Genomic DNA, 12,958 nt, shown 5'->3' with positions numbered 1-12,958 from the left:
TTAAAAATAGTTGTATATGCAACTTTTAAGATTCGCCTGTAATGGAGTCATAGGAAATGAGAGCATTGTTAATCGCTTGTTTGTGTTGTTGCTATGCTTTGGCTTCTGGCTTTAAGATTGCTGAACAAAGTCTTAATGCCACTGCACTTAGCTCTGCGTATGTGGCAGGGGCTTTTGGTGCTGATAGTGCGTATTACAATCCTGCAAATATGGGCTTTACCCATCAATTATCATCAAATGATAAAAGTGAGCTAGAACTTACACTCACAGGTATTTACATACCCGGTTTTTCATTCACCACAGATACGGGGCGAAAGGACATAGGGCAAGGCTCAATCAACTGGGGCTTAAGCACAGAAACAACCCTTGGTGTGCCAGATAATATGGCAAACTTGGCAAATACATTCCTAGGCGTAGATCTCAAAGCACCCATCAAAGTAGATTCAGAAGAGAAAAATCAGCACGGCACTTATGGATTCAGTGAAAAAGGAGCTTTAGTTGAAGGTTCAGCTGACCCGACATTTTTCCCCGTGCCTAAGGTTTTTTATAAAAGCAAAACAGCAAAATCATCATTTGGAAATTGGAATTATGGCGTAAGCTTTACCGCACCAAGCGGTTTAGCGATGAATTGGAATGGCGAGGCTGGAGCATTTTTGCGTAATGTAATGATTGCTATGGTTGAGTTTAGCCCTTCACTTAGCTGGAATTATAATGAACGCATATCTATTGGTGTCTCCCCTAGAATCCTTTATGGAATGGGGAATTTCCAAAACACCGTGTTTGTGCCTCTAGGCACTCCACAAAAGCCCGGCAAGGTTGAAACAAACTTGCAGGATTTTGATGAGATTCCTTCAAGTATGATTCCGGAGGCTATGGGGGAGCTTATCTATGCGGTAAATACTGCTCAAGGCAATGCCCTAGCTGCGTTAGCAGGGATTGGCATAGGTGGCGGAAAGCATTTAGATAATAAGCTTCGCTATAAGCTGCCTACACTTTTTAATCCTGAAGCGTGGTTTGGTATGGCTGATCCTAGCGTGTTTGATGAGTTTATTAATGAAGATAAAAAAAGCATTGATGTGGCGGGATATAACGCAAAGGTGGAAGAAATCAATGCGACAATTAAGAAAAATTGGGAGCATTATAAGGGAGAATGGGAGAATGGGAATCTTGAGTGGCGTTATAATGATAAGACTTGTGCTAGTCAAACTACGATTTGTTTGCCAACAGAATTTAATCCTGTGCCGAATAAAACCTACACGACTACACTTAATGGAGAAACACAAACGGGATATAAATTTGTTAATGGGGTGAATTATTGTATCCAAAATGGACATACAACAAGTGGATTTTTTGGCTGCCAAAATATGGGTGAAACAATGGAGAAAGCAAAAGAGCTTGGAGCGTATGTAAATTGCTACACGGGGACATTTTATGACTATAATGGCAACTTGCAAACAAGCAATCCCGGTCCTTGTGCCTATCCTACTCCAACGGAGACCGATGAAAATGGAGTGCCTAGGGGCTATGCTACGCTTATGGACGCCAAAGAGTTGTCTGAAAAATTTGGTATGGGTGATATGAATATCACTACAAATCTTGTAGGAGCTACAAAAGTGGATCAAAAGAGCAAAGGGGCGGACTTTGCCTTTGGGTATAAGGCGGCGGTGAGTGTGCGTCCTTTTGAGAGTAAAAGCACAACGCTAAGTTTTGTTTATACCTCGCCTGTTACTTTTAATCTCAAAGGGGATTTAGACGCAACAACCTATATTGGTGGATCTATGGGAAATGTCAATATGAAGGCGAATTTGAATCTTGCAGTAACGCTACCTTCAAGTATGCAAATTGCCCTTATGTACAATTTTGGACGGCTTGGCGTGGAGTTTGTATATGAAAAGATATATTGGAGCAAGGGCGATAAATTTGCCTTTAATTTTAGCAATCCACGATTTACGCCCTTAAGCGGTATGGTTATGCAGTTTAGCCCAGAGCAGTTAAGTGGTATGATGGATTTAGCTGATTATGGTGCGGTGGCTATGGGTGATGGGTGGAATGACACGATTGCCTTGCGTTTGGGACTTAGCTATTTGACTAAGAAAAATTACTTTTTAATGGGTTCGTTTGCTTTTGATCAAAGCCCTGTGCCACAAGATAAGCTAGGGATTCCAGATAGTAACGCATATATGTTTGGCTTAGGTGTGAGAAAGCAGACAAGTGATAAGTGGAATATAGGCTTGGCATATTCGCTTAGCCTTAAAGATGGTAGAAAGAGCATTTACCAAACAGGTGGATTTGGGCAGTTGCATTTATTCTCCGTCTCAATTGGTTATACATTTTAATAAATTCTATTTTATTCCTTGTAGATTCCAAAAAAACGCACAGAAAAATTAAAAATAAAAGCAATGCCTGTGGCGATGACTTTACTTAGCATAGTGTGAAAAGCTAGAAACTCCACACATACAAATAACACGCCCATATCAATACATAGCCCTATAAAACTTACCACATAAACGAGAATGCTTTCTTTAAAAATATGGTGCTTAGAATGTTTGAAAATAAAAATTTTAGCAAAAATGAAGTTCCACAAAGTCGCTAGGATAAAGCTTAGGAGTCCAGCTAGGATATACCATAGCCCAGATTCTGTGGTGATATAAAAGATAAGCCAATTAATAAGTGCAGCAGAGCCACCCACGAGTATGTATTTATAAAGTTTTGTAAAAAATGATGTGTAAAATGCTTTTGTGGAAGTGGCGTTAGCATTATGCAGATTTTGTGAATCTTGCTTTTGTGAATTATGTGGGGGCATAGGCTAGGCTTTACTCACAATGGCAAGGTTATTCATACCACATTGAAAATACTTGTGGGTTTTTAAATGTAGGCTTGGGATTTGAGCGATGAGATGGTGTAAATCTTTTTTGTTGTAATAGGTTTTATGGTCTCTTATCTCTGCTTCACTGACGATTTTTAACTTGAAGGCTAGAAACTCCAACACAGGCTTGGCTAAATGGCTAGGCACGGTAAGGATTAAAACGCCATTTGGCTTTAATACACGAGTGATTTGTTTAAGCATATCTAATGGGTGGTTTAAATGCTCTAAAACAGCCAACATTGTTACCACTTCAAAACTCTCATTTTCAAATGGCAGATGACATTTTGAATCTTGCGAAAAGGAATCTTGTGGAAAAATAGCATTACCCCCCCCCCCGTTAAAATTCATACTTTTTGTATCCTTAGATTCAAAATAATACGCAAAGGTTTGAATCTTATCTGTGTTAATTGTTGGGGCTTTAAAGTCAATGCCTATGCCTTTAGCGATATAAGGTTCAATCTCTTGCAAAAGTCTCGCTTCCCAGCCGCAACCAATATCTAGGACATTTGGATTTTTAAAGCTTTTGATTGTGGGCAAAACGCGATTTAGTCGCATTTTACGCAGTGTGGATTCTAGCAGGGCTTCTTTCATTACTTATCCTTTGAAAGTGAAGATGAGGTTAAATCTAGCTCTTTTTGCTCTTGCTTCGGTGCTTGTATATAATACATATCTCGCCCCAAAAATGTGCCTTTGGCAAGGTTTGGTCGTGGAGAAGTGGAAGCGGGAAGTGGAGCGTCATATACCCTATCTTCACCAACAGGAGGGATAAAAAAGCTTAAGCCATTGGTATTTGTATATGTTTGCAATGGGATAAGTGGAATCTTACTTGTATCTTTAAAACCACTGATTGCTTTTACATTGAAAGGCTCATTGTTGAAGCTAAAAGCATATATTCCGCCTATACCCAGCAAGGCACAAGCAAAAAGGATATTTTGGGATTTTAAGATAATTTTATGCGATACGCCATAAAGCCCCATAGCAAGTAAAAGTCCAAAAAATGGCACAAAATACTGCCACCCAAAACGAGGATCGGGAGCTGAAAAAAACCAAAAAAGAATACCTAAAAATAAGCACGCAAAAAGTGGCATATAAGGCTTAAATATAGTTTTTCTACGGCTTAATGCTAAGGCTACGCCAACACAGATTCCAAATATAGACAAGATAAGCCCTATTCTATATGATAAGGGCATAATGAATTGATAAAACCAATATCCCAGCCATTTTCCGCTTTCAAGTAGTTCCTGTGGATTTGGTGCGCCTCCAACTTTCGCCCAATTATGAATAACTCCAACTTCTCCAGATCTTGTAATATTATCCACTGCCCAAGGCAAAGATTCAAAATAGAATAATCCCGCTGGATAGGCTACCGCTCCTGATACACAAATACCCTTTAACGCCCATATAATGCCAAGAAACAAAGGAACAACAAGCAAAAATACAAGAATCTTAAAAGAGTATTTTGAAAGTTTAAAGTATTGAAAAAATAGCACAAGCACACAAGGGATAAGTATAACAGCAGATATTTTAATATACACACTAAAAAATGCGAGAATAAAAATAAGGAGAAAATCAAAATGAGAATCTTGTTTGCGGGATTCTAAAATATAAATGAGATAGCTCACAATACAAAATCCCATAAGCCCCAAATACCCCTCCGCATATAATCCTTTAAGATTTGGAAATACGGCAAGAAGCCACACCCAGCCTAGAGCAATAAAGCAGCGATAAATACTATCAAAACGCAAACCAAAACACACAGCCAAAGAAGCCATAAGCGTGAAAAAGATAAGAATCTCATTTGTGATAAAACTGCGAATGCCAACTATGTGTGAAATTTCGCTTATGGCTGAAAAATTATAAAGAATGTTATTAAATCCAAAACGCGTATGAATGTTAGCGATTCCAAAAATAAGCGGAGATTCCTGCACCCACTTTGTAGCTTGTATATGATATAGTCCTGTGTCATACGCATTTTCATTTAGGCAACCCACCCACGCGACAAATAAAAAAGCGATGATAAAGGCAAAAATATACGCCTTACTACACATTTTTTTAAACACGCCTTGTGTGTTAAAAAAGCATAAAAAGCCCATCCCAAGAGCAATGCCTATGAGTGATACAAAAGCATTAATAGGCATAAAGATATGAATCCACCCCACCAAAACGCTTATGCAAATCACACCAAGCAAACCGACAATAGGCATTTCTAAAGCAAAAGGTAAATTTTTGTAGTAATGTGCGTATGTTTGTTTGGGTGGGGCATTAAAGTTTGTATTTGAGTAGGTAAGAGGTGCAATAAAGACATCATAAAGTTTTGTCAGCAAAGCAAAAAATGCTAGTCCAAAACCATAAGTGGCTAGAATCCAGCCTAAAAGCACAAATGTAATTTTAAGATTGACTATAATCCATTCCATATTTTATCTTTTGAATCTATACTTCACTATTGCCCACAACGCACGGAAGCCATCTTTAATGCCGATTTTCTTGCCCTCTTCATAAGTCCTGCCATAATAGCTTATGCCAACCTCATAGATTCTAATGCCTTTAATCTTAGCGATTTTTGCTGTGATTTCAGGCTCAAAGCCAAAGCGATTTTCTTCTATGGTGATGCGTTGTATAATCTCTCGTTTGAAAACCTTGTAGCAAGTCTCCATATCAGTTAAGTTGAGATTTGTCATCATATTTGAAAGCAGTGTCAAAAGCCCATTTGCCATTCTGTGCCAAAAGTAAAGCACACGATGAGATTCCCCACTTACAAACCTTGAGCCAAACACCACATCAGCCACACCTTTTTCAAATGGAGCTAAAAGCTTTGGATACTCATTTGGGTCATATTCTAAATCCGCATCTTGGATAAGCACAATATCCCCACTTGCTTCTGCTATGCCTGAACGCAAAGCCGCCCCCTTGCCTTGATTTTTCTCGTGGTAAAGCACTTTGATAGAGCAGTTTTCTTGGATAGATTGAAGAGTGGATAGAATCTCCCTTGTGCCATCGCTGCTACAATCATCAACAATGATAATTTCCTTATAATAGGGGATCTGCACATCTTGCACCACTTGTAAAATATCTAAAATGGTAGATTTTTCATTAAAACAGGGAATGATGATTGAAAGTGTATGAAATCCGTGTAAAGTGTGTAATGTAGAAGATGTGGGATTAGTAGATTCTTGTTCTGCCCCCCCCCCCCATTTAATTGTTTGCTTAAAAGTTGTGAATCCATAAAATACTAGCCTTTAAGTTGATTTTAAATTTCGGCATTGTAACAGCACAAAACTAAAAAATATGTTAATTAAGGAGTGTGTTAAGAATTTGAGCTACTTGCTTGGCACTGCCGTGTTTGAGATAGTCTCTTAACTCTTGGGCTTTTGTGCTAAAAGATTTTGTATCTATCTCTTCAAAGGCTTTGAGTAGATTTTCTGCTGTGAGTTGAGATTGAATAAGCTCGGCGTGAATCTGCTGTGTGCCATTTCTCATATTAGAATGTGGGGCGTTGGAATACAAAGCGTTATATAAAATATTAGCAAGTCCTATGTGTTTAAGCTTTACAAATGCTCTAGCTATCAGCACTTCAATGCCTCTTGTCTTGTAGCTTAGCACAAGCGGTGTGCCTATGAGCGTGGCTTGAAGTGTCGCTGTGCCTGAGCATATAAAAGCAAAGCCCGATTCTAGCAAGGCTTTATTTGCTTCAAAGCTTATCTCAAATGCCTTTATCTCATCGCCATAGATGTCATTCAACGCTTGTGAATTAAGCCTTTTAAAATGCTCGGGCAGGATAAGAATCTTTTTATTTGGTAGGCTCTTAGCCACTTTAGCAAAAATAGGGAAAATTTTCTTAATCTCACTTTTGCGGCTACCGGGCATAAAGGCAATAGGAGCCGTTTTGTGTGGCAATGGCTTACTCTTAAACTCTGTGATTTCGTCCATCAAGGGATGTCCCACATATAATGCCCTTTTTTGTGCCAATGCATTTTTATACATTGTGAGTTCAAAAGGCAAGATTCCACATAGATAATCGCAACTCTGCTCTATACTCTTAGCTCTCCAAGGCTTCCACGCCCACACCTGCGGTAAGATATAATACACAATAGGCACCTTAATTCCACTTTTTTTCAACGCCTTGGCAATGGGGAGATTGAAGCTTGAGCTATCCATTAGCAGCACACAATCTGCATTTTTTGCTAACTCACTCATCTGGGCTATGGCTTTTTTAAAAAAGGCTATTTTTTTTATCACATCAAAAAAGCCCATCACCGCAAAATCTTTAAGCGTAAAGCTAGGCGTGGCTTTCTCAAAATCTATAAAAGTCTCTCTATCAAAAACACCACAAATCTCTAAATCTTTACTAAGGTGCTTGGCTAAGTGCTTTAAATGCAGGTTTGAGCTAGGCTCACACGCACTAACAAAAAGGCGTTTGTGCTTTTTTTGTGTTATATTGCTTGGCATTTTTATTCTTTAATGAGATTCTTTGCTAGATTCAGCTTCAAACTGCTGGAGATTTTCTTCTAGTTCAAACTCACTGCGTAAGTCTCTTAGCTCCACGCGGAGTTTGGAATTTTCTAGCTCAAGTTCGGTCATTTTTTGTAGCATTTGTGTGTGTTCTTCATTTTCTGGAATCTGCGGGGCGTCCCTTAGCTGTTGCTCTAGGGAATGAAGTGTTTGTTTGGCTACTGTAATCTCGGCTCGTAGAGCTTTAAGTGTGCTTTGAGAATCTTTAATATCTTGGTGATATTGTGCCACTTCAAGGCGTAATTTCTGCCGTTCATTTTCAAAAAGCCCAACAATATCCCACAGATTCTGCGTGTTGGGATTATATTTCAAAAGCTGCTCAAAAACGCGTTCATCAAGCTTTTGGGCTAAGGGTTTATCTTGCTGCATTTTCACTCCTTCTATATGCAACTAGGATTCCACACTCATTTCAAGGGATAAGAGATGAAGCTCTTTGCCTTGTATGATGTGGATATTTTGACTTTGACATTGCGGACATTTGGCAAGGTTTAAGCCTTTTATCTCAAAGCTTAAAGCACAATCCTTGCATTCTAGCACCACGCCTTGAATCTTAACGCAAAGTTTGGCATTTTGACACACACTAGATTCAAGCTTAAAGCTTTCAAAGGCACTTTCAATCAAGGCTTTTTCCACTCCACTTCGCTCCCCAATGGCGATATGCACTTCCTCTACGCTTTTAGCATTGTGGGCTTTGGCTTGTTCTTCGCACAGCTCAATGAGAGAATTTACAATGGAATATTCGTGCATATTTGCCCTTAAGTCTTTAATGTGTGGTGGAATTTTACCCAAGAGTGATAAAATAAAGCAAAAAATGCGAAAGGATTTTTATATGCAAAGGGTAAAAACAAAACAAATTTATGTAGGCTCGGTGGCTGTGGGGGGCGATTCACCAATTAGTGTGCAGAGTATGACTTTTAGTAAAACCTGTGATATACAAGCCACAAAAGAGCAGTTAGATAGATTGTATTTTGCTGGGGCGGATATGGTGCGTGTGGCGGTGAGTGATCCAAAAGATGCCAATGCACTAAAAGATCTTAAAAAAGTCTCGCCACTGCCTTTGATTGCCGATATTCATTTTCGCTATAAGTTTGCCTTGATTGCAGCTGAATCTGTGGATTGTATCCGTATTAATCCGGGGAATATCGGCTCAAAAGATAGGATAAAAGCCGTGGCAGATGCGTGTAATGCTTGTGGGATTCCTATCCGCATAGGGGTTAATGGCGGGAGCTTGGAGAAGCAGTTTGATGAGAAATATGGTGCAACGCCTAAAGGTATGGTGGAATCTGCGTTGTATAACATTAAGCTTTTAGAGGATTTTGGATTTAGCAATATCAAGGTTTCACTTAAAGCAAGTGATGTTTTACGCACAATGGAAGCTTATAGAATGCTCCGTCCTTTGGTGGAATACCCCTTTCATTTAGGTGTTACAGAGGCGGGGACTTTGCCACATTCTATGGTAAAAAGCTCAATGGCATTAGGTGGGCTACTTATGGAGGGTATAGGCGATACGATGAGAGTATCTATCACAGGGGAGCTTGAAGAAGAAATCAAAGTAGCGCGTATGATTTTGCAATATTCTGGGCGGCAAAAAAGCGGTGTAACGCTTATTTCCTGCCCCACTTGCGGGAGGATTGAAGCGAATCTTGTCAAAATGGTGCAGGAAGTGGAATCTCGCATAAAGCATATTAAAACACCACTGCAAGTGAGCGTTATGGGCTGTGCGGTGAATGCCTTAGGTGAAGCAAAGCACGCTGATATTGCCATTGCTTTTGGGAATAAAGATGGGCTGATTATTAAAGGAGGCAAGATTTTATGTAAGCTCAAAGAAGAGCTGCTTTTAGAGCGTTTTATCGCTGAGGTGGAAGCCTTGGCAAAAGAAAAAGCAGAGATGGAATCTATAAGCTCAAAACGCAAACTCCCTTGAAAGTGCAAAAAAGACGACGCAGATTTTTACAAAAAGGAAAACCTATGCAAAAACTAGAAAAACAACTTAGCCTGACTAAAGAGAGTGCTAGGATTCTAAACACTATGCAGGATAGTCAAAGGAATGCCGTGCTACTTTCTATGGCAGAGATTTTAGAATCTCAAAGTGAATATATTTATGAAGAAAATGCTAAGGATTTAAAGGCGGCTTCTGCCCTACCACAAGCTATGCAAAAGCGTTTAGAGCTTAATCACAGCAAGATTCTAGCAATGGCTCAAGGGATAAGGGATATTGTGAGTTTGCCTTGTGTGGTGGGGGAGATAATGCAGCAGTGGCAAAGCAAGGCGGGGCTACTTATCTCAAAAATAAGTGTGCCTTTGGGTGTGGTTGGCGTGATTTATGAATCTCGCCCTAATGTTACAAGCGATGTGGCTGCCCTTTGTTTTAAAAGCGGGAATGCCTGTGTGCTAAAAGGTGGCAAGGAAGCTTATCATTCTAATAAAGCAATCCATTCTGCCTTGCAGCAAGCCCTGCAACAGCATAATCTCCCAAAAGAAAGTGTAAGTATGATACAAGATACTTCGCGTGAATCTGTATTGGCATTTGTCAAAATGGATAAGTATGTGGATTTGCTTATCCCGCGTGGTGGAGAGGGGCTTATAGAGTTTGTAAAACATAATGCGAGTATTCCTATTATTAAGCACGATAAGGGCGTGTGTCATACCTATATCCATAAAGACGCGGATTTGCAAAAGGCGAAGGCGATTGTGCTAAATGCCAAACTTAGCTATCCTGCGGCGTGCAATGCGTGTGAATGCGTGATTGTAGATTCTGCACTTGGGGAGCAGGTTTTAAGCGAGATAGTGGAGAGTTTGCATTCACATAAAATCAGCGTGAGATTTGAAACACAAGCTTTGCTAGAATCTCTAGGCACGGAGCTTGATGGCTTGGCGGATTTTACTAAAGAGTGGGGGGATAGGATTATTAATCTTAAGATTGTGGAGGGCTTTGAAGAGGCGTTGGAGCATATATCACGCTATGGCTCGGGGCATTCTGAATGTATAGTGAGTGAGAATAAGGCGGTGTGCGAGAAGTTTTTAAGCAGTGTTGATGCGGCGTGTGTGTATGCAAATGCTTCAACGCGATTTAGCGATGGCGGGGAGTTTGGCTTTGGAGCGGAGATAGGCATCTCTACTTCTAAGCTTCACGCGCGTGGTCCTATGGGGATAGAATCTCTGCGAAGTTATAAGTATTGCATTGTGGGGAATGGGGAAGTGCGAGAGTAGGGTAATGTAGGCGAGATTTGAAGCTTGATAGAATCTTGTGTGAAATATTAAATTGTTATCGAAGCTCTCTTAATTCATTTTTATTTTTAAAGAAATCAAACTTATAATACTTGTCTTTTGTAGAATTTTTTATATTGAATTCTTGTAGTTTTTTGGCTATATCCAAAATATTTTTATTTCTTATTTTTTTTGTAAATTTTGATTATTAACAATAAAGTCCAATCTATTTTGTAGGTATAAATCTCGCTTTCATTTAAGAATTGGCTTTTGGAAAAAGGATTAATTACACATTTATACGGTTTTATCCACTTATTATTTTGTGTGTGTCCTATTAAAACAATGTTTTTACCAATTCTAATAAATTTGTATCCTTCTGTAGCAGCTTTATATAAAGCAACAAGCAATAGTGTATCTGGTTGGTATTTTATGTATGTGATAAAGGAATATCTTTGACATATAAAGTTTGCCATTAGAATTAAAAAGCTACCAATGCCTGTAAATGTGCCGATACTGACTAATGTGAAATTGATTTCCAACCTATTTCCTTTCTATTATTTCTATCTCATCATTTGTGAGATTGTAGAGTTTATAGACTAAAGAGTCAATTTGAGATTCTAACTTGCTTGTGTCAAGGGCGGAATCTTTTGCTTTAGATTCTAGGATTCTATCTACACATTTTATAATCTCATCACACAAGGGGTTCATTGCTAGATTCTAGCCTTTCATAACTTACTATTTTTTAAACAATTTGCTATGACTCCCCACACGCAAGGCATTAAGCTGCAAAATATCATCGCATAGCTCATAAATGAGTAACAAGTCTGGTTTAATGTGGCATTCTCTAAAGCCTTGCAAGTTGCCGCTTAAGGCGTGGTCTTTGTGTTTTGACTCTAGCTTCTCTCCTTTAGCTAGTGTGTCTATAATCTGCATTGATAAGATTCTATCTGCTTGATTTAGGGCTTTTGCGTCTTTTTTAAAACTCTTTGTCAAATGCACTTTATACATTAGAGTAAGCCCTCTTTTTCAAACGCTTCTTTCGCACTAGCATAAGTCTTTAGTGTGCCTTCTCTTTTCTCTTTTTCAAGTTCTGCTTTTGCCTTTAGAATCTCTTTTTCAAACTTTGTAAGCTTTGGCTTTTGCACCTTGCATTTTGCGTTATCAATCTTTGCTAGGCTTTTTATCGCAGTGTAAAGCTCTTTACTAGCATTTTCTATAATCAGCGTCATTTGTTATCCTTTGGGCTTTTGTATTGTTTAATTCTAGCATTAGTTTTTTATGTTTTGGAATCTATTATTTCTATCTCGTCATTTGTGAGATTGTAGAGTTTATAGACTAAAGAGTCAAGTTTAGATTCTAACTTGCTTGTGTCAAGGGTAGAAACTTTTCTTTAGAATCCAAGGTTTAGCATATTTAGCTTGGCACTATGGAATTTTTGCGTGCGGTTTTTTGGAGTGAAAATAAAAGTAAAAACATTATAATGCTATACAACACAAATAAGAGATTTTCTATTGCCCCCACTACTGACAGCATTTTGTATGATTGTTGGAATGGAGCTATGCTGACTTCATTAACTCATAATAATGATAATAAAGTCTATTTATTTTTTGCTTTTGTTTCTGCTCCATTATTTGGTGTTGATGGCAAGGTCTGTTGATTAAAATTGGGTTGTTGAGCTATTGTTTGTTGTGGTTGGCTTGGTTTTATCATTGGACTCGTGCTTACTCCTTCTGTTTGTAGTTTGAGCATCATTGCGGAAGACACACCATCTTGGAATCTTTGCAGATTTTGTGTTGGTAGCCCATTTAATGTGGCTTCACTTTGAGAGTTTTTATCACTCATATTACACTCCTCTTATTTATTGATGAAATATTTGCCCATCATTATAGCAAAAACAATGAAAACAATTATAATAGAAATTAAAGACAATTGATTGCACTTTTCTCCATATTTTGTCCATTTACTTTTTTTGTTAAAAGATTTTTCTTTCCCCTGCAAATAATACTTCTCGGCAAATTCCACATCTTTCATATTTCCTTTTGCACAAAACCAAAATGAGAGTATTACAGAAATAAGACAAAGCGTATTGGATAATAAAAAAATAAATATAAAAACTTTATTGGAACAGGTTGGTTGTAATTTTTCTAGGATAAACGGCATTATTCCGAACAATGCGGCAGATATTGTTAGAATCATCTTGTCTTGTGCTTCTTGATTAGATTTTGCTCTATTCATTGCATCTTTAAAAAAAGATTCATACATTCTTTGTCTTTCTGTCACTTCTGCTTCACTATCTGATTTTAGAGCGGTAGTTTTAGCTGTAGGATTGTCTGCATAAGACTCTTGCGTAATGGTGTTTTTTGTTGGTTGATCCAT

The 12,958-nt window shown here is 38.4% G+C and carries 15 protein-coding genes and 1 pseudogene; 3 read left to right on the top strand and 13 right to left on the bottom strand.

What is annotated here, in order from left to right:
* The first annotated feature begins 56 nt into the window (after positions 1-56).
* Positions 57-2,336: an outer membrane protein transport protein gene (locus tag HCN_RS08550; RefSeq protein ID WP_014667250.1), complete on the top strand. Its 2,280-nt coding sequence runs from the start codon at positions 57-59 to the stop codon at positions 2,334-2,336.
* A gap of 11 nt (positions 2,337-2,347) precedes the next feature.
* Here HCN_RS08550 and HCN_RS08545 read toward each other — a convergent pair whose 3' ends face one another.
* From HCN_RS08545 to hypA, 7 genes are all read right to left on the bottom strand, one after another.
* Positions 2,348-2,803 carry a GtrA family protein gene (locus HCN_RS08545; protein ID WP_014667249.1) on the bottom strand — a complete coding sequence of 152 codons (456 nt, stop codon included), beginning with the start codon at positions 2,801-2,803 and terminating at the stop codon, positions 2,348-2,350.
* Between the two features lie 3 nt (positions 2,804-2,806).
* Positions 2,807-3,457, bottom strand: coding sequence for a class I SAM-dependent methyltransferase (locus tag HCN_RS11095; RefSeq protein WP_014667248.1), 651 nt, complete (start codon positions 3,455-3,457; stop codon positions 2,807-2,809).
* Positions 3,457-5,280 carry an LIC_10190 family membrane protein gene (locus HCN_RS08530; protein ID WP_014667247.1) on the bottom strand — a complete coding sequence of 608 codons (1,824 nt, stop codon included), beginning with the start codon at positions 5,278-5,280 and terminating at the stop codon, positions 3,457-3,459. The genes HCN_RS11095 and HCN_RS08530 overlap by 1 nt, the downstream gene beginning before the upstream one ends.
* A gap of 3 nt (positions 5,281-5,283) precedes the next feature.
* On the bottom strand, positions 5,284-6,063 hold the full coding sequence (locus tag HCN_RS08525) for a glycosyltransferase family 2 protein (RefSeq protein ID WP_041309548.1): 780 nt from the start codon (positions 6,061-6,063) through the stop codon (positions 5,284-5,286).
* Positions 6,064-6,154: 91 nt separating this feature from the next.
* Positions 6,155-7,312 (bottom strand): lipid-A-disaccharide synthase, encoded by a 1,158-nt coding sequence (lpxB, locus tag HCN_RS08520; protein ID WP_014667245.1) that lies wholly within the window; start codon positions 7,310-7,312, stop codon positions 6,155-6,157.
* A gap of 9 nt (positions 7,313-7,321) precedes the next feature.
* Entirely contained in the window at positions 7,322-7,744 is a 423-nt protein-coding gene (locus HCN_RS08515; protein ID WP_014667244.1) for a hypothetical protein, read from the bottom strand.
* Between the two features lie 21 nt (positions 7,745-7,765).
* Positions 7,766-8,122: a hydrogenase/urease nickel incorporation protein HypA gene (gene hypA, locus HCN_RS08510; protein WP_014667243.1), complete on the bottom strand. Its 357-nt coding sequence runs from the start codon at positions 8,120-8,122 to the stop codon at positions 7,766-7,768.
* A gap of 82 nt (positions 8,123-8,204) precedes the next feature.
* Between hypA and ispG the strand changes: the two genes are divergently transcribed.
* Positions 8,205-9,299 carry a flavodoxin-dependent (E)-4-hydroxy-3-methylbut-2-enyl-diphosphate synthase gene (gene ispG / locus HCN_RS08505; protein ID WP_014667601.1) on the top strand — a complete coding sequence of 365 codons (1,095 nt, stop codon included), beginning with the start codon at positions 8,205-8,207 and terminating at the stop codon, positions 9,297-9,299.
* A gap of 44 nt (positions 9,300-9,343) precedes the next feature.
* Entirely contained in the window at positions 9,344-10,585 is a 1,242-nt protein-coding gene (locus HCN_RS08500; RefSeq protein WP_014667242.1) for a glutamate-5-semialdehyde dehydrogenase, read from the top strand.
* Positions 10,586-11,122: 537 nt separating this feature from the next.
* On the opposite strand, the gene HCN_RS11090 is transcribed toward HCN_RS08500, so the two are convergent.
* The 6 genes and pseudogenes from HCN_RS11090 to HCN_RS08470 form a co-directional block, all read right to left on the bottom strand.
* The gene (locus tag HCN_RS11090; protein ID WP_014667240.1) at positions 11,123-11,290 is read right to left on the bottom strand and encodes a hypothetical protein; all 168 of its coding nucleotides are present in this window, start codon (positions 11,288-11,290) and stop codon (positions 11,123-11,125) included.
* 27 nt (positions 11,291-11,317) lie between these two features.
* Positions 11,318-11,590, bottom strand: coding sequence for a type II toxin-antitoxin system YafQ family toxin (locus tag HCN_RS08485; RefSeq protein ID WP_014667600.1), 273 nt, complete (start codon positions 11,588-11,590; stop codon positions 11,318-11,320).
* A complete protein-coding gene (locus tag HCN_RS08480) occupies positions 11,590-11,811 on the bottom strand; it encodes a hypothetical protein (protein ID WP_002955605.1) in 222 nt (73 codons plus the stop codon). Before HCN_RS08480 ends, HCN_RS08485 begins: the two co-directional genes overlap by 1 nt.
* Positions 11,812-11,858: 47 nt before the next feature.
* Positions 11,859-11,954, bottom strand: a pseudogene (locus HCN_RS12610) (type II restriction endonuclease); the annotation flags it as partial.
* A gap of 224 nt (positions 11,955-12,178) precedes the next feature.
* On the bottom strand, positions 12,179-12,424 hold the full coding sequence (locus tag HCN_RS08475; protein ID WP_002955603.1) for a hypothetical protein: 246 nt from the start codon (positions 12,422-12,424) through the stop codon (positions 12,179-12,181).
* A gap of 12 nt (positions 12,425-12,436) precedes the next feature.
* Complete coding sequence (locus HCN_RS08470) at positions 12,437-12,958, bottom strand: hypothetical protein (RefSeq protein ID WP_002955602.1); 522 nt, start codon at positions 12,956-12,958, stop codon at positions 12,437-12,439.

This window comes from Helicobacter cinaedi PAGU611 (genome assembly GCF_000284635.1).
GTDB lineage: Bacteria > Campylobacterota > Campylobacteria > Campylobacterales > Helicobacteraceae > Helicobacter_C > Helicobacter_C cinaedi.
Note: the sequence above shows the minus strand (reverse complement) of the source record. Positions and strands in the feature narration are given on the sequence as shown.